This window comes from Bacillus sp. EKM501B (assembly GCF_011800505.1).
Lineage (GTDB): Bacteria > Bacillota > Bacilli > Bacillales > Bacillaceae_G > Bacillus_A > Bacillus_A cereus.
Map to the genome: position 1 here is coordinate 47,218 of NZ_JAALFZ010000024.1, position 15,607 is coordinate 62,824.

Below are 15,607 nucleotides of genomic sequence, written 5' to 3' on the forward strand. Positions count from 1 at the left end.
TCCATTACTTCAATGTAAGAAATTCTGCAATTGGTCCGAGTACTAACATCGGGAAGAATGTTAATGCACCAACAATTACAATTGTTCCGATGAAGATGCCACCAAATAAACTATTATCTGTACGGAACGTTCCGACTGTTTCTGGCACTACCGTTTTTTCTTTCAACAAAGCTGCCACAGCTAGCATCGTAATTAAACTGAAGTAACGTCCTAAAAACATAACTAAACCAGTCGTAATATTCCAAAACGGTGTATTATCTCCTAATCCTTCAAATCCAGATCCGTTATTCGCAGCTGACGATGTATACTCATATACAACTTGCGTTAAACCGTGGAAACCGGAATGAGAAATAGCATCCGTCCCTAAATTTGTTGAAAGAGCTAATGCCGAAAAGCCTAAAATGAGCAATGGATGAAATAAAATCGTGACCGCGATTAATTTCATTTCCTTACCTTCAATCTTTTTACCTAAAAACTCTGGTGTCCGTCCAACCATTAACCCAGATATAAACACCGCGATAATTGCATACATAATAATGTTCACAAAGCCTGCTCCAACGCCGCCATATACTGTATTTAACATCATATTTACGAGTGGTACTAAACCACCAATTGGTGTTAACGTATCATGCATCGTATTAACAGCACCTGTTTCCGCAGCAGTCGTTACTGTCGCATAAAGGGAAGAAAATACTGTTCCGAACCTCACTTCTTTTCCTTCTGCACTTCCTTGTACATGCTGGATACCCATTTCATTTAATACTGGATTTCCATGTAATTCAGATGTCGTAATTGTGATAAATCCTAGTAAAAACATCATGAATAGTGATACGAAAAGGATACGACCTTGCTTTTTATTTCCTACCATTCGTCCGTACGTAAAGGGAAGTGCAGTTGGTAATAACATCATAAGCATCATTTGCAAAATATTACTCATTTGCCCTGGATTTTCAAAAGGATGCGTAGAGTTTGCTCCGAAAAATCCACCACCGTTATTTCCAAGTTCCTTAATGGACACGAATGATGCAACTGGTCCGCGTAATATACTTTGCTTTGCACCTTCAATCGTATGTGCTGTAACAGCCCCATCTAACGTTTGCGGTACACCAAGAGCGACAAAGATTAACGCCGTAATAAAAGCGATAGGAAGAAATACTCTCGTTAACGCTCTCGTAAAATCAACGAAAAAGTTACCGAGTTCTTTTCCAGCGAGCCCTCTTATAAATGCCATAACGAGCGCTAATGTTGTTGCTGGTGCTGCGAACATTAAAAATGTAATCCCGATTAATTGTGATAAATAAGATAAGCCATTTTCACCGCTATAATGCTGTAAGTTTGTATCAGCCATAAAACTAATTGCTGTATTAAAAGCGAGCGTAGGCTCCATTCCTTCAATATGCGCTGGATTTAGCGGCAATACACCTTGTAATCTGAAAATGAAATATACAATAACAATCATAAATCCGTTGAGTAAAACTAATGATAATGCGTACTGTTTCCACGTTTGATTGTATTCTTTTACACCCGTAATTTTAAAAATAATTTTTTCAAAAGGCCCGAATACTTTATCTAGCTTTTTGCTACCTTGAAAAGCTTTTTCTAAATAAATCCCCGTTGGCTTTGCTACTAAAATAAACAAGAGCATTGTAATAATGACTGCAACCCAAATCATAATGAATGATTCCCCCTAATTAAAACTTCTCTGGATTTAATAATGCATACACTAAATACACTGTAATTGCTGCGACAATAACCGATAAGACAATCATCATGATTGCTTTCCTTCTTTCACAACTTTATCTGACCAACTTGCAAGACTTGCCATTGATGCAACTAATAAAATAAAAATCCCGACCATTACAACATCTAACATAGCTATCCCTCGCTTTGTTTTTGTTAAAATTTACCATTTAAATATTAAAAAAGAACACTGAGCTCTACTCAGTGTTCAAAAAATGAACAACAAAAAGTAAACCTCCTCTCTAAACGCTTACGAGGTTAGCTGTCGGATTCGGGCCTAAAGAGTAGCCCTACTTTCAAAACTGAAAGATTCACCCCAAGTGACGATGCACAAAATTGGTTCCCCCGCTCCATTTCTGGAACTCAGCGATTTTAGGTTTTTTTGGAAATTTTATGAATGATTTATGAGAGTAAATATACTCCTCTATATTTCACTTGTAAAGGGGTAAATTACTGAAAATAATAATATTTACATTCATTTAAACGCTTACATTGAAGATTATTACTATTATTTCATCTATTTTCTTTATTTCTCTTCTCTTTTCTTAAAAATGACCTTTTAAATATGAAATAAAAAGAGCGAATGAGATGAAGTGCATAGCTTGTTGCACTCAGCATTCGCTCTTTTTATTCAACCTTTATTCTCCTCGTAAAAATGCACGTAAATTTCTCCCGCGAATATAAACTTGTGTCAATTCTGCATGTAGCTGCTCATACTCGGTAATATCCACCTCTAAATACAAAGCATCTTTTGATGGTAATATAATATACGGCCCTGGAAAAAGGGGATCGATCTGAACCAATTCTTGAACTCGCTCTACCGATACTGCCCAACGATTTGCTATATCTCCAAGTAATAGTACCTTCATCATTTCTTCCCCCGCCCTATTCAAAAAATAAAAAAGAAATATTATCACAATTTGTAAACACGACAAACTTAGCTCCAATTGTTTCATAGAGCCTCGCTGGATATCGTTTATTCCTTGTAACAACAGTAATAGGTGCTTGAAAAGAAAAGCGAATGTGTTCTGTGAAAAAACTAACGATTGGAAGCTCATCCCCTAGTAAAATCACCTTCTTAATACACTCACAAATACTAGTAAAGTCCTGCTCCTTACTGCAGCTATAAGTCCAATCAAACCCACAATTCCTAACTTCAGCCGCTATCTCTTCATTTGCTGTAAAAATAATTAACTCATGTTGAAATGATACTAGATCTCTTAAACTATCTACCTTACTTTCTTCTCCAACACAAATAAGTGTTAGTTCCATGTACCTCATCCTCCTTAGTATAAAAGAAATCAAACATAGATTGATATTCTCCTATACTAATCAGATCGATGAAGTGATGTATCCATCATGGCACCGTCCTCTCTCAAGACGCTTACGAAGTTAGCTGTCGGATTCGGACTTTGAGAGTAGCCCTACTTTCAAACTTGAAAGATTCACCCCTAGTGCCTACGCACAAATTGGTTCCTCCGCTCCATATAATTGGACTCAGCGTTTACAAAAAAATGTATTCTGGCTGATATATTACTCCTGTATTTTGAAAAAGTAAACAGAAAAAAAGCCAGTTATAAAACTGGCTTTTCACTTACCTATGCACGCATTCTATTCACTTTATATGCAAAATGATTCGTCGGCCCATGGCCACTACCAATATTCAATGGCTCTTCAATTGCTATACTAATAAATCGTTTTGCTTCTTGAACAGCATCTTCAATTGAGTATCCTTTCGCAAGTCCTGCTGTAACCGCTGAAGCAAATGTACACCCACTTCCATGCGTTTGCTTTGAAGGAATTCGCTCGCTTCTAAACTCAATAAATTTTTCTCCATCAAAGAGGAAATCAATTACTTCATTCCCTTGATATTCTGCATGTCCGCCCTTCATAAGCACATATTTAGCACCTAATTCATGCAATACTTTTGCAGCTTCCTTACTATCTTCAACATTATGAATCTCCATCCCAGTTAACACTTCTGCTTCTGGGACATTCGGTGTTATAACAGTTGCTACTGGTAATAAATATTCTTTTAATGCTTGAACTGCTTCTTGCTGTAATAATGATGCACCGCCTTTTGCAATCATAACGGGATCTAGCACAATATTATTCCAGCCAAACTTTTTAATTTGTTCTGCAACAATTTGAATTATTTCACTACTAAATAACATTCCTAGTTTCACTGCATCTGGTGTTAAATCCGTACCAATTGAATTCAACTGTTCTGTAATACCTTCTAACGGAACAGGATATACCCCTTGAACGCCAAGCGTGTTTTGAGCAGTAATCGCCGTAATAGCCGTCATTCCGTATACACCAAGCTCTTGGAATGTTTTTAAATCTGCCTGAATTCCAGCACCGCCGCCGCTATCAGACCCTGCAATTGTTAAAGCTTTATTCACTTTCATCCCACTCATCCTTTTCTATCCAAAATAGCGATGATAAATCGTTTTTGCTTCGCTTATATCTTTCGTTCCATGTACGAGCACACGGCCATCTTTAAAGGCGACTAACCTCTTGTCTTCAATAGAAAATGATAGTAAATATGGATTTATATTTAAATCATTCACACGACCTTCCAACAACTCTTTATATTGTTCAAAATTTATTTCATCTTTATGAGGTGGTCTAATTTGAACTGTATTTCGCCCGCATAAAACTGCTGTTTTTGATGTGTTCTCTTTATTTAAATACGGATATAATGCATTCTCTCCGCATGAAGGACAATTATGCTGGCGAAGTTTTTGCACATTCATACATGAATACTCATTCTTCCACATATCAAACGATACAAGCCCATCTCGAAGTGATTCGTAATCTTCTACTAACAGTTTAAGAGCTTCTGTTACTTGATGAGAAACGACAAGAGATACAGCAGGTGATATAATACCCGCTGTATCACATGTTGCCCCGCCAAGCGGAATCGACTGTAATAAACATGATAAACATGGTGTTTTACTAGGAAGGATTGTGTAAGAAAGACCGTAACTACCTACACATGCACCGTAAATCCATGGAATAGAATATTTTTGTGCTATATCATTTACAATAAAGCGCGTTTCGAAATTATCAGTCGCATCAATAATTACATCAACATTTATAACAAGTTCTTCTAGCTCTTCAGCTGTTACATCTTGAACGAGAGCTTCTATTGTTACATCGCTATTAATCTCATCTAAACGTTTTTTAGCCGCTATAGCTTTTGGAAGATTATTCTTTACGTCGCTCTCTGCATACAATTGTTGTCTTTGTAAATTACTCCAATCTACATAATCACGGTCAACAATTGTTATCTTGCCAACACCTGCTCTTACAAACATCTCTGCATTTGCACTACCTAATGCACCTGCACCGATAATAAGCACATGCTTTTCTCTTATCTTTTGCTGTCCTTCTTCTCCAATTGGAGAAAATAGTTCTTGGCGAGAATATCGATTATTCAACTACGCTCATTCCTTCTAAAGGACTACTTGCAGTTGCACAACGCTTACGTGCAATACGACCTGCTTCAAATCCTAAACGGCCTGCTTCAATACTTAATTTCATTGCTTGTGCCATTTTAATAGGATCTTTTGCACCTGATACAGCTGTATTTAATAACACGCCATCTGCTCCTAATTCCATTGCAAATGCCGCATCAGCTGGGCTACCAATACCGGCATCAACGATAACTGGTACTGTCGCTTGTTCAATAATGAAGCTCAAATTTAATGGATTTACAATACCAAGTCCTGATCCGATTGGAGATGCTCCTGGCATAATCGCATGCACGCCAAGCTCTTGTAATTTACGTGCTAATACAACATCATCAGATGTATACGGAAGTACGATAAATCCTTCTTCCAGTAACATTTCAGATGCCTTTAACGTTTCTACCGGATCAGGTAATAACGTTCTATCATCACCAATAACTTCTACCTTTATCATGTCACAAAGCCCAGAGGCTTTTGCTAATTTTGCAATACGAACAGCCTCTTCAGCGTTTTTTGCCCCTGCTGTATTTGGTAATAACGTATATTTTTTCACATCAAGTTTCTCTAATAAATTAGGTTGCTTTGCATCAAAGATATCCATACGACGTACTGCAAACGTTAAAATTTCAGCTTCAGAAACGTCAATTGCCTTTTGCTGTACGTCAAAATCAGGGAATTTACCTGTTCCTAATAAAAGTCTAGAATGAAATGAAAATGGTCCAATGTTTAACATAATCAACCGCCTCCTACGAAAGTTACAATCTCAATTTGGTCTCCATCAAAAACAGATGTATCTGTATGATCATCTTTTTGTAAAATATCTTTATTACGCTCTACTACAACAATTCTGTTATCTAACTCTAAATGTGTAAGTAGCTCAGCTACTGTTTTTACACTCGCTGGCACTTCAATTTGGTTACCATTAATTTTTAAATTCAAACTTCCATCCCCTTTCTAAACGCTTCTAGAAAGCAATGAATCTAGCAAATGATTTTCTTGCTTTCCTTCTATTAAATCAGCCATATATTGACCAGAAATAGGACTTAATAAAATACCGTTTCGATAATGGCCCGTGCAAGCATATAAACCTTTTATTTCTTCATGCTCTCCCATATAAGGAGCTTCATGATTCGATTGTGGTCGTAATCCTGCCCACGTGCTTTCCCATTCTGCTTCTTTTAAAGCTGGCAATATTGTATAAGCACGCTCTAATATAGAAGTTATACTTTCTGGCTGCACAGTTTTATTGAACGTATGTGGCTTCATTGTTGCCCCAATTACGTAACGTCCACCGCGCTTTGGAGTAATGTAAAATCTTTCTTGAAAAATAGGTGCTTTTAAAAGTTTTTTTCTACTTCTTACCGCAACCACTTCTCCTTTAACTGGATATGTACCCCAATCACGGTGAAAATAACCTAGTAACTTCGTGCTCCATGAACCTCCTGCAATAACGACTTTCTCACATGTGACAATACCTTCACTTGTAATAACTCCAGTCACTTTATTATTTTCAATACGGATATCAAATACTTCTGCCTGTTCATATATATTAGCACCGGAAATTGCCGCAGAATGTGCGAATGCTTTCGTAAGCTCTGGTGCAATAACATGACCGTCTTTCGGGTAATATACTGCTCCTATAATAGATTCGGATAGATATGGCTCTTTTTCCCGCACATGGTCTCCCGTTAGAAAATAAGAATCTTCACCTGTTTTCTGCTGCCAATCCATAATGTGAAGAATTCTTTCCTTCTCATCTTCATTTTGAGCAATACGATAAATTCCTTTTTCTTCATATCCAATATCAATACCCGTCTTTTCACGTAAAACTGCTGCAAGTTGTGGAAATATAGCTCGGCTTTCTCTAGCAAGTTCAAATAGCGGATCATACGCATCCCATTCTGCCTGAACACCAAGTAAACCAGCAGCTGCTTTGGAAGCTTCCGATGCAATACTTTGCTTCTCCACAATCGCTACTTTATGTCCTCTTTCTGCTAGAAAATGTGCAACTGAACTGCCAATTACACCACCACCAATAATCGCTACATCATACTTCTCACACATGTTTTTCCGCCCACTTTCTTATTGATTCCTTATAAGATTTCGCCTTGCTATACGGGTTACTACTACTTACAATTCCAGACATAACTGCTATACCACTTACACCGTTAGTAAGAACATCCACTGTGTTTTCTGGGGTAATTCCTCCAATTGCTGTAATCGGTATAGATAAACACCTTGCAATGTCTGAAATTTCTTCAAGCCCTCTCGCTGGCACACCTTTTTTACAATCTGTCGGAAATACATGGCCATAAACGAGTGAATCCGCGCCATTTTTAAAAGCTACTATTGCTTCATCTAGCGAATGCACAGAATAACCGACATGCAAATACGAAAACTTTTCTTTCACTGACTTTACATCTGTACTTCGATATCCTAGTTGAACACGAGGTATATTTAATAAAATTGCAATATCAATTCGATCGTTTATGACAATTTTAGAAGCCGGAAAGCCCTCCATTAATAGACTTTCCACACCTTCATATAATTCCTTCGTACTCTTCTCACGCTCACGAATATGCAAATAATCAATCTCACTCTCAATTTGCATCGCTACATTCACTAACTCTTCGAATGGCATATGGCCATTTGAGATTACGTGGAGCTCATTTTTCATATTCATTCGCCTACTTTAAAATATTTTCGAATAGTTCATCGGCTGGGACGGTTTCTTTCGTCATTCCTTTGTCCTTCAGCCACTTATTTTGTTTCTCCCAAGATTCTTTTGAATCTGATAAGAATGGCTCATCTTTCGTTTCCATCTTCTCTAATAAAATTTTCATACTTTCCTTTTCAACTTCTGGCACAAGTGGGAAGTTTTCTTTTTCTTGATGATTTAATAAAATATTCAATGCTTCATCTGGGTTTTTCTTCATGAAATCATAGCCTTTTTTCGTACCACGTAAGAAAGCTTGCAACGCTTCTTTATCTTTTTTCAACGTTTTATCACCTGTTACAAACACAAGCTCATGGTAGTTTGGTACTCCGTAATCAGCTGGATTAAAGTACGCTGGTTCATGGCCTTCATGACGCATAACAGGTACTTCATGGTTAATGTATGCCCCTGTTACCGCATCTACTTTCTTCGTAATTAATGCTGGTACTAAATCAAATCCAACATCAACTACTTTCACTGTATCAGGATTACCACCAGCTTCTTTTACCATCGTTTTTAAATACATCTCGCTTAATGGTGTTCCAGAGTATCCTACTGTTTTTCCTTCTAAATCTTTCGGTGATTGAATGCCCGCTGATTTCAGTGATACAACATGATTTAATGGTGAACGTACGACAGCTCCAATTGATTTCACTGGAATTTGCTCATTCGCTCTCGCCATAACAACATCTGGCTGATAATACAAGCCAACTGTTACCTTCCCTGCTGCTGCCAGCGTTAATGGATCAGTCGGATTAGAAGGGAATTTAATATTTACCTTTACACCTTCTTCTTTAAAGTATCCTTTTTCAATTGCTGCATAGATAAAGCTATGTACCGCATTTGGATACCAATCTAACATGACTGTTATTTCTTTCTCTTTTTTACTTTTGTCTGATGCTGAATTACTCGAACATCCTGCAATTATTGCAATTAATAATGTAAACACAAAGATGCGCTTTAAAAATTTCATGAATACTTCCTCCAACTAATGAATTTCTTTTCTAATATGGAAATAATTACGACGAAGAAAATAGCTAATAATGATAACAATACAATAGGTGCAAATACGCCAGCTCCATCTAACTGCGTCATCATTCTCTTACTGAAATATCCAAGCCCAGCTTGTGCACCGAGCCATTCTCCAATTGCTGCTCCGATAACACTAAGCGGCACTGCAATTTTTAAAGCTGAGAAAAAATAAGGAAGAGCAGACGGCAACTTTAATTTAAGAAAAATATCTCTTTTTGTTGCTCCATATGTAACTAAGAGCTCCTCCCATTCTTTTTTCGTACTACGCAGTCCATCATACGTATTGACCGCAATTGGGAAAAACGTAATTAAAACTGTGACAACAACCTTACTCCAAATTGTGTATCCAAACCATAAAACAAATAGCGGAGCAAGCGCAGTAATCGGAATCGTTTGTGAAGCAACTAATAATGGATAAAATGCTCTCTCCATCCATGTACTCGCATTCATTAACATCGCTAGCCCTACACCTAATACGATAGAGATAACAACACCTATTAAAACGACGTATAACGTTGCAGGTAAATGAACTGTAAATAATATGTCTTTTAGTTTCCATATCTTCATTACAATCGCAGAAGGTGACGGTAAAATGTACATCTCATCTACAATTCTTGCTCCTATTTCCCACACAGCTAGTAAAATACTAGAAAGTGTAATAGCAGGAACTAATTCTTTCAATCGGTTCATCACACAAGTACCTGCCTTTGTAACATACTAAGAAGCTCATCTTTCAGCGCTAATACTTCCGGTTTATATAAATCTTTTCTTGTTCTGTTATGATCAAGCGGTACAGTCCGCTCAGTCAAAGTCGTTATCGGCTGCTGTTCCACTACTAAAACTCGGTTTGAAAGAAATAACGCTTCTTCAACATCATGAGTAATGAATAAAATTGTTTTTTCCCACTCTTGCCATTGTTCAAACAACCATTCTTGCAAAGAGGTCTTCGTTAAAGCATCCAACGCACTAAATGGTTCATCTAACAGCAATATTTCCCCGCCTGTTAATAAAGTTCGAATAAAAGATACACGTTGTCTCATACCACCAGATAAATCTTTCGGATATTTTTTCTCATACCCTTGCAAACCAAATTTATGTAACAGTTCCTTTGCCTTTACTTGTGCTTCTTTCTTCTGTACACCTTGGCACTCTAGCGGCAGGGCAGCATTCTCAATAATTGTTCTCCACGGCAAAAGCATATCTTTTTGCGGCATATATCCTACAGGATGGTGCTTTGTTTCTGTCAGTTCTATCTGTCCAGTACTTACCTTTTCTAGACCTGTAATAAGGCGAAATAAAGTACTTTTCCCACATCCACTCGGTCCGATAATACTGACAAACTCTTTCTCATGTATAGAAGCATTTAATTCATGGATGATTGGTTTCTCATCGTAATGAAAAGAAACATTATGAAACTGTAGTATGTTCTTGCTCCTCAAATCCCCACATCTCCTTACGATAGGACATATCCCAGAATAAATATTCAAATCGACTGGAATATAAGAAAATCTCCTCTAATCTTTCTAGTTCTGTCTCAGACTTTCCCACTGCCATTTCATTTAATAAATCTATTAACCAAATACACAGATTACCGTATTCTTCCGAACTATATCCTTGAATCCACTCACCAAAAAACTCATGATCTCTTGCTCCAGGAATATCATTTAAACGCTTTCCAATTTCCCAATAGCTCCACATACATGGAAGAAGCGCTGCTATTAATTCCGCAAGTGTGCCATTTTGAGATACAGACATCATGTAATTTGTATAAGCTAAATTTTTAGCAGATGGTTTCGCAGACTCTATCTCCTCTATAGAAATTCCAAGTCTTTTTGCATATTGTTTATGGATTGTCATTTCGCCATTTAATATTCCATCAATTTGTTCAGCGAACTTTCCCATTACTTGTGGATTCGTTGCTTTTACAACACCAATCGCATATAACTTTGCATAATCTAGCAGATATAAATAATCTTGAATAATATAATACTGGAATTTATCTTTTTCTAACGTGCCATCTCCCATACCTACTACAAACGGATGATTATGACTCATCTCCCAAACCGGTTGCACAGTTTCTAATAATCTATCGCAAAATTTCATTTCTCTATCCCCTTTCAATATATGTATCTAAATAAAAAACCACTTCTATATATAAGAAGTGGTTACAGCAAATAAAGTTATACATTTATTCGATGTTCCACTTCCCTTCGCTAGTATTACCTAGATCAGGTGTTGTAAGGGTTAAGGATTATTCCTCTCTCAGCAAATCAAGCACCCCTAGTGGTTTCAATATGAAATTTTCAAATAAAAAAGCCCCGTTTCTATACGCAAAGAAACGGGGACTCATTGTTAGTGTCCGAATTGCTTCCCTACGCTAGCATAATCTAGATCAGGTAATAAAAAGGATCAAAGGCTTACGGCCTACTCTCAGCTGGCAACACCAGCTCTCCTAGCAAACTATAAAATTATCACTGTCAGTATAACACCCTAATAAGACATCATCAACTTTTTTAATTTTCTTAATTATTAACAGAATATCAAATTTATACAATACATACATTCTATTTTAGAAAATAAACCCCCAATTAATTGCATAAGAAGGAATCATTATCCTCAAAAAATTTATTTTTATATTGATTTCATATTACATTTATGTGAATACACCCACTATATTATATCTTTATACTATAATAAAATTACAACTATACAACTAGAGGAGGTCTCTATTCCATGAATATGAAAGCTACTGCTTTAACAGCAACTACTGTAGCGATTGCTTCTTTACTTCCTTCTATGGGTGAAACAAATGTACAAAAAGCAAACGCTGAACAATTATCTAATATTAAAACTGGGTATGTCAAAGTCGATCAAGTAGCATTACATACAGAAGATAACGTAAAAAGCACATCAATTGATACAATTCGCTTTAATACAAAAGTGAACATCCTTGAAACAACTAATGAGTGGTATAAAGTATCTGTTCATAATAAAGTAGGTTATGTACAAAAAGATGCTATTTTACTAAAAAACAAACTTCATTCTAATGATCAATACATCGTTAATGCTAATGCATTAAACGTTCGCTCTGAACCTAATTTAGAATCTTCCATTTTAGATGTATTACCAAATGGCAAGTTTATTACCGTTCAAGAAGATCAAGGCGAATGGTATAAAATATCGCATAATGGCCAAACAGGTTACGTACAAAAAGCATTCATCTCTAATGGTTCACAACCCTTAGTAAAAGGAATCACCGTTCAAAATAATACAAAATATACTGTTGCAACACCTAATCTAAATGTACGTAGCAACGCTAGTACAAGTAGCGCTCTACTCGGTTCATTACAAAACGGTACACAAGTACAAGTAGTAGAAACTGTAGGAACTTGGTATAAAATTCGTTTTGGCACAGGATACGGATATGTAGCAAAACACTATGTAGTACAAAATCAACCACAAGCTAAAACAGATCAACCTTCATCAATTCCAGCTGCTTTCAAATTCCCTGCTCAAGGAAGAATTAGCTCAACCTTTGATATACGCTGGGAACAAATGCATTATGGTATAGATATTGCCGCTCCAGGAAACGTCTCTATCCAAGCTGCTGCTGCAGGTAAAGTTGTGAAATCTTATTATTCAGCTAGCTATGGCAATGTTGTTTTCATTGCGCATCAAATCAATGGGAAATTATATACAACTGTTTATGCTCATATGAAGGATCGCACTGTACAAGCTGGTGATCAAGTACAAACTGGACAATTAATAGGTCATATGGGAAACACAGGTCATTCATACGGGCAGCATCTTCATTTTGAATTACATAATGGAGAATGGAATTTTGAAAAAACAAATGCAGTAAATCCACTGCCATATTTAGTTAGGTAAATTGTATGCCACGCAATATACCTCTTATAATTGAATACGTAGCCTTTTTAGGTTTAATCTGTTGTTTAATCATTTACAATACAAACATTGTATTTTTATCTATTATTATTGCTTTTGTTGCATTAGAAATTATGATGGAATCATTTCAAGTGCAACTAAAACAAAAAATTGCCCATATTTATAATGCTATTTTTCTTTTGAGTGCTCTCATAACAAATATAATTAGTAATGGCTTTTATTTATCTACTGTATTTCCAGTATTCTTTATGGCTGTTTTATTATTTGTAGCTAGATATATTAATGTCCCTTATAACCAAAAACAAAAACAAGAACAAGAAGCTTAGAAAGAGGAGACACTGTGTTCCAATCTTTCAAAGATACTCCAATAAAATACATATTGAATTTGTATAAGAAAGCCAATACTTTTTTTGGTATACAAGGAAGTTATACTGAACAACTTCTCCTATATGGAATGTTTTTTCTTGTCTTAATCACTTTCTCTTTGTTTTACTAACAAAAAAGGATCTCACATAAACTGGAGATCCTTTTTAATTTATATTAATTTTTCATATCGAAAATATTGTTTATCCACAAGCATATTTTTCATAAATAAAGCTCAGATTATATTTTTTCTCTAAGCTCATTCGTTGTTCGTCATCGCACCAATAGAAAAGAATATCATGAATCGTTGCGTAACGCTTATTTTTAAGAAATAGCCTAAAGAATGATGGTAAACAATCATGTAATTGTATAAATATATAATTGCGTAGTGTTTCTTCTTTATATTCAATGCCCTTACAAATATACAGTAATTCTTCACAATAATATGCATGCTGTGGAACTTGTATCATTTCGAAAAATGGCACATAAGATAGTAGCTTTCCAATAAAATGACCGTATCGATCCATTACTCCTATCGTCATATGCTCCATCATTTCTTTCATCACATATAAATAATCATCTACATGCGTTGTCTTTAATGGGTCTAAGCGATCGGAAATTTGAGATAATACAGCTCTTTGACATGCTAAAACTGCCTGACTAGGTCCATAATATGATAGGAAATCTGTACACTTACGATATTTCCGTAATAAATCATGTGTATACAAATCATATACAAAAGTATTACAATACATTGCTAAACTCATCATATCACTATTTAATTGCTCTTTTGATAATGATTTCGCTCTCTTGCACATATAAAAAAATGTAAATTCCAATACTTCTTTATGAGATAATAAATGTTTACAATCGGTTATACACTTCTCATTAAATTTAACTCTATCCCAAATTTCAATATCCCTATCTGTCAATTCACCTATACGATATTTAATAATTAAATAATTTAAAGCAACTGATTGCGTCAAAAGATCCCATGTTTCATATTCCAATGAAGTATGAACAAACTCAGCTAATCCTTGCGCTATCATAAAATCATTTGCCTCTTCATACCAACCAATCTCTTGGCATAAGCGAAGAATACGCACTAAAGTTGGAATTTCATCTTTATGAAACTGCGGTAATTTCTTTGCTTTATTCATGCCATATACGATAAATGCCGCTAAATTTTCTTCTTTATAAAATTCTTTCTCTTTCCATACTAATATAGTTCGTTCTTTCCCCTCACCTTTTGGGTGACAAGGTACAAGCAAAGAAAATAATTCAGCGAAATTATTTGGTTCTATATATGTATCTGTAACCAAATTCCAATTTGGATCGCCCTGTACAGCCTTCATATAATTCCCCTTCCCTTTTCATCTATGTAGGAAATATTAATTTATTATCGCACCACTAAAAATTAATATTGTTATATTCAAAATCTATCATAATACTTATATCTATCAGTATATCATCTTTTCTCTTATTAAAAATTAAGAATAACAAATTTTAAAAAAATGTCGAAATTATTAACCGTATCCTTATTATATAATGTCTCAGATACATCACGCTAACATATTAGTTTAATCCATATATGCTAGAATAATGTATCTGAAATTTATATATAATTTAGCTCTTTATGAGTGACCATTAAACTCTCGGTTAATTAAAGTTTCAATTTACTCTGTACGCTCTGAGATTTCACTCAAGGCAAATCCAGCTTGATCATCTGCTGATTCCCTTATAGCTAAATCTCCTAGTGCTAACATGCCAATAAGTTGACCACTATCAACTACTGGTAATCGTCTAATTTGATGCTGTGCCATTAGCTCTGTAGCTTTTTCAATAGAATCATTTGGAGAAACTGAGATAATATTTGTTGTCATTACATTTGTAATTTTATTAGATCCAGGATGTTTTTCAGCAATCCCTCGAACGACTAAATCACGATCAGTAACAAGCCCAACAACTTGCTCATTTTCAACAACAGGAATTAATCCAACTGATTCTTCCTTCATTTTAACAGCTGCCTCATATACATTGTCTAGCGGTGTACAATGTACAATATGGGTACTCATTAAGTCTCTAACTCGTGTCATTATTTATTTCCTCCTTTTTATACATACCATAGCTTTTCCAAAATTCCTTTATTTATTTCTGGAAAGTAACGTAATAAAAAGGATTAACAAAATAAAAAAGAGCCAGCATAATGCTGACTCTTTTTTGTATGACCCGTACGGGATTCGAACCCGTGTTACCGCCGTGAAAGGGCGGTGTCTTAACCACTTGACCAACGGGCCATGGCTCCGCAGGTAGGACTCGAACCTACGACCGATCGGTTAACAGCCGATAGCTCTACCACTGAGCTACTGCGGAA

The 15,607-nt window shown here is 35.7% G+C and carries 19 protein-coding genes, 2 tRNA genes and 4 riboswitches; of the genes, 2 read left to right on the forward strand and 19 right to left on the reverse strand.

Annotation, left to right across the window (positions count from 1 at the left end; genetic code table 11):
- Positions 1 to 4: 4 nt before the first annotated feature.
- From kdpA to tenA, 15 genes are all read right to left on the reverse strand, one after another.
- A complete protein-coding gene (gene kdpA, locus HFD78_RS25925) occupies positions 5 to 1,672 on the reverse strand; it encodes a potassium-transporting ATPase subunit KdpA (protein WP_000638321.1) in 1,668 nt (555 codons plus the stop codon).
- 19 nt (positions 1,673 to 1,691) lie between these two features.
- The gene (kdpF, locus tag HFD78_RS25930) at positions 1,692 to 1,772 is read right to left on the reverse strand and encodes a K(+)-transporting ATPase subunit F (RefSeq protein ID WP_000973728.1); all 81 of its coding nucleotides are present in this window, start codon (positions 1,770 to 1,772) and stop codon (positions 1,692 to 1,694) included.
- A complete protein-coding gene (locus HFD78_RS25935; protein WP_000887894.1) occupies positions 1,769 to 1,873 on the reverse strand; it encodes a SipW-dependent-type signal peptide-containing protein in 105 nt (34 codons plus the stop codon). Before HFD78_RS25935 ends, kdpF begins: the two co-directional genes overlap by 4 nt.
- A 100-nt stretch (positions 1,874 to 1,973) precedes the next feature.
- A riboswitch (cyclic di-AMP (ydaO/yuaA leader) is annotated at positions 1,974 to 2,119 on the reverse strand.
- Positions 2,120 to 2,378: 259 nt separating this feature from the next.
- Positions 2,379 to 2,612 (reverse strand): hypothetical protein, encoded by a 234-nt coding sequence (locus HFD78_RS25940; protein ID WP_001985933.1) that lies wholly within the window; start codon positions 2,610 to 2,612, stop codon positions 2,379 to 2,381.
- A 13-nt stretch (positions 2,613 to 2,625) separates the two neighbouring features.
- Complete coding sequence (locus tag HFD78_RS25945; RefSeq protein WP_000424067.1) at positions 2,626 to 3,012, reverse strand: hypothetical protein; 387 nt, start codon at positions 3,010 to 3,012, stop codon at positions 2,626 to 2,628.
- 93 nt (positions 3,013 to 3,105) lie between these two features.
- Positions 3,106 to 3,253: riboswitch (cyclic di-AMP (ydaO/yuaA leader) on the reverse strand.
- An 85-nt stretch (positions 3,254 to 3,338) separates the two neighbouring features.
- A complete protein-coding gene (gene thiD, locus HFD78_RS25950) occupies positions 3,339 to 4,151 on the reverse strand; it encodes a bifunctional hydroxymethylpyrimidine kinase/phosphomethylpyrimidine kinase (protein ID WP_000867378.1) in 813 nt (270 codons plus the stop codon).
- A 15-nt stretch (positions 4,152 to 4,166) separates the two neighbouring features.
- Positions 4,167 to 5,186, reverse strand: a complete 1,020-nt coding sequence (gene thiF / locus HFD78_RS25955; protein ID WP_001065413.1) for a thiazole biosynthesis adenylyltransferase ThiF — start codon at positions 5,184 to 5,186, stop codon at positions 4,167 to 4,169.
- Positions 5,179 to 5,949, reverse strand: coding sequence for a thiazole synthase (gene thiG / locus HFD78_RS25960; RefSeq protein WP_000931981.1), 771 nt, complete (start codon positions 5,947 to 5,949; stop codon positions 5,179 to 5,181). Before thiG ends, thiF begins: the two co-directional genes overlap by 8 nt.
- Positions 5,950 to 5,951: 2 nt before the next feature.
- Positions 5,952 to 6,155, reverse strand: a complete 204-nt coding sequence (gene thiS / locus HFD78_RS25965; protein WP_001049502.1) for a sulfur carrier protein ThiS — start codon at positions 6,153 to 6,155, stop codon at positions 5,952 to 5,954.
- 15 nt (positions 6,156 to 6,170) lie between these two features.
- Positions 6,171 to 7,280 (reverse strand): glycine oxidase ThiO, encoded by a 1,110-nt coding sequence (gene thiO, locus HFD78_RS25970; protein WP_000333310.1) that lies wholly within the window; start codon positions 7,278 to 7,280, stop codon positions 6,171 to 6,173.
- Positions 7,273 to 7,893 carry a thiazole tautomerase TenI gene (gene tenI / locus HFD78_RS25975; protein ID WP_000787170.1) on the reverse strand — a complete coding sequence of 207 codons (621 nt, stop codon included), beginning with the start codon at positions 7,891 to 7,893 and terminating at the stop codon, positions 7,273 to 7,275. The genes thiO and tenI overlap by 8 nt, the downstream gene beginning before the upstream one ends.
- A 10-nt stretch (positions 7,894 to 7,903) precedes the next feature.
- On the reverse strand, positions 7,904 to 8,905 hold the full coding sequence (locus tag HFD78_RS25980) for an ABC transporter substrate-binding protein (RefSeq protein ID WP_000670416.1): 1,002 nt from the start codon (positions 8,903 to 8,905) through the stop codon (positions 7,904 to 7,906).
- Complete coding sequence (locus tag HFD78_RS25985) at positions 8,902 to 9,654, reverse strand: ABC transporter permease (RefSeq protein ID WP_001080856.1); 753 nt, start codon at positions 9,652 to 9,654, stop codon at positions 8,902 to 8,904. Before HFD78_RS25985 ends, HFD78_RS25980 begins: the two co-directional genes overlap by 4 nt.
- On the reverse strand, positions 9,654 to 10,403 hold the full coding sequence (locus HFD78_RS25990) for an ABC transporter ATP-binding protein (protein WP_001256793.1): 750 nt from the start codon (positions 10,401 to 10,403) through the stop codon (positions 9,654 to 9,656). The genes HFD78_RS25985 and HFD78_RS25990 overlap by 1 nt, the downstream gene beginning before the upstream one ends.
- Positions 10,372 to 11,067 carry a thiaminase II gene (tenA, locus tag HFD78_RS25995; RefSeq protein ID WP_000666828.1) on the reverse strand — a complete coding sequence of 232 codons (696 nt, stop codon included), beginning with the start codon at positions 11,065 to 11,067 and terminating at the stop codon, positions 10,372 to 10,374. The genes HFD78_RS25990 and tenA overlap by 32 nt, the downstream gene beginning before the upstream one ends.
- An 85-nt stretch (positions 11,068 to 11,152) precedes the next feature.
- Positions 11,153 to 11,256: riboswitch (TPP riboswitch) on the reverse strand.
- 60 nt (positions 11,257 to 11,316) lie between these two features.
- A riboswitch (TPP riboswitch) is annotated at positions 11,317 to 11,428 on the reverse strand.
- 269 nt (positions 11,429 to 11,697) lie between these two features.
- Between tenA and HFD78_RS26000 the strand changes: the two genes are divergently transcribed.
- Positions 11,698 to 12,852 (forward strand): SH3 domain-containing protein, encoded by a 1,155-nt coding sequence (locus HFD78_RS26000; RefSeq protein WP_001056031.1) that lies wholly within the window; start codon positions 11,698 to 11,700, stop codon positions 12,850 to 12,852.
- Positions 12,853 to 12,857: 5 nt separating this feature from the next.
- A complete protein-coding gene (locus tag HFD78_RS26005; RefSeq protein ID WP_001137824.1) occupies positions 12,858 to 13,196 on the forward strand; it encodes a hypothetical protein in 339 nt (112 codons plus the stop codon).
- Positions 13,197 to 13,436: 240 nt separating this feature from the next.
- Here HFD78_RS26005 and HFD78_RS26010 read toward each other — a convergent pair whose 3' ends face one another.
- The 4 genes from HFD78_RS26010 to HFD78_RS26025 form a co-directional block, all read right to left on the reverse strand.
- Positions 13,437 to 14,588 carry a DUF3965 domain-containing protein gene (locus tag HFD78_RS26010; RefSeq protein ID WP_000648912.1) on the reverse strand — a complete coding sequence of 384 codons (1,152 nt, stop codon included), beginning with the start codon at positions 14,586 to 14,588 and terminating at the stop codon, positions 13,437 to 13,439.
- A gap of 321 nt (positions 14,589 to 14,909) precedes the next feature.
- On the reverse strand, positions 14,910 to 15,329 hold the full coding sequence (locus HFD78_RS26015) for a CBS domain-containing protein (RefSeq protein ID WP_000199011.1): 420 nt from the start codon (positions 15,327 to 15,329) through the stop codon (positions 14,910 to 14,912).
- Positions 15,330 to 15,458: 129 nt separating this feature from the next.
- A tRNA-Glu gene (locus HFD78_RS26020) sits at positions 15,459 to 15,530 on the reverse strand.
- Between the two features lies 1 nt (position 15,531).
- Positions 15,532 to 15,606: transfer RNA gene (locus HFD78_RS26025), tRNA-Asn, on the reverse strand.
- Position 15,607 lies beyond the last annotated feature (1 nt).

Bases quoted from the DNA above. Each gene is read 5' to 3' on its own strand.
- kdpA (WP_000638321.1), bottom strand. From the start codon at position 1,672: ATGATTTGGGTTGCAGTCATTATTACAATGCTCTTGTTTATTTTAGTA.
- kdpF (WP_000973728.1), bottom strand. From the start codon at position 1,772: ATGATGATTGTCTTATCGGTTATTGTCGCAGCAATTACAGTGTATTTA.
- HFD78_RS25935 (WP_000887894.1), bottom strand. From the start codon at position 1,873: ATGTTAGATGTTGTAATGGTCGGGATTTTTATTTTATTAGTTGCATCA.
- HFD78_RS25940 (WP_001985933.1), bottom strand. From the start codon at position 2,612: ATGATGAAGGTACTATTACTTGGAGATATAGCAAATCGTTGGGCAGTA.
- HFD78_RS25945 (WP_000424067.1), bottom strand. From the start codon at position 3,012: ATGGAACTAACACTTATTTGTGTTGGAGAAGAAAGTAAGGTAGATAGT.
- thiD (WP_000867378.1), bottom strand. From the start codon at position 4,151: ATGAAAGTGAATAAAGCTTTAACAATTGCAGGGTCTGATAGCGGCGGC.
- thiG (WP_000931981.1), bottom strand. From the start codon at position 5,949: ATGTTAAACATTGGACCATTTTCATTTCATTCTAGACTTTTATTAGGA.
- thiO (WP_000333310.1), bottom strand. From the start codon at position 7,280: ATGTGTGAGAAGTATGATGTAGCGATTATTGGTGGTGGTGTAATTGGC.
- tenI (WP_000787170.1), bottom strand. From the start codon at position 7,893: ATGAAAAATGAGCTCCACGTAATCTCAAATGGCCATATGCCATTCGAA.
- HFD78_RS25980 (WP_000670416.1), bottom strand. From the start codon at position 8,905: ATGAAATTTTTAAAGCGCATCTTTGTGTTTACATTATTAATTGCAATA.
- HFD78_RS25985 (WP_001080856.1), bottom strand. From the start codon at position 9,654: ATGAACCGATTGAAAGAATTAGTTCCTGCTATTACACTTTCTAGTATT.
- tenA (WP_000666828.1), bottom strand. From the start codon at position 11,067: ATGAAATTTTGCGATAGATTATTAGAAACTGTGCAACCGGTTTGGGAG.
- HFD78_RS26000 (WP_001056031.1), top strand. From the start codon at position 11,698: ATGAATATGAAAGCTACTGCTTTAACAGCAACTACTGTAGCGATTGCT.
- HFD78_RS26005 (WP_001137824.1), top strand. From the start codon at position 12,858: ATGCCACGCAATATACCTCTTATAATTGAATACGTAGCCTTTTTAGGT.
- HFD78_RS26010 (WP_000648912.1), bottom strand. From the start codon at position 14,588: ATGAAGGCTGTACAGGGCGATCCAAATTGGAATTTGGTTACAGATACA.
- HFD78_RS26015 (WP_000199011.1), bottom strand. From the start codon at position 15,329: ATGACACGAGTTAGAGACTTAATGAGTACCCATATTGTACATTGTACA.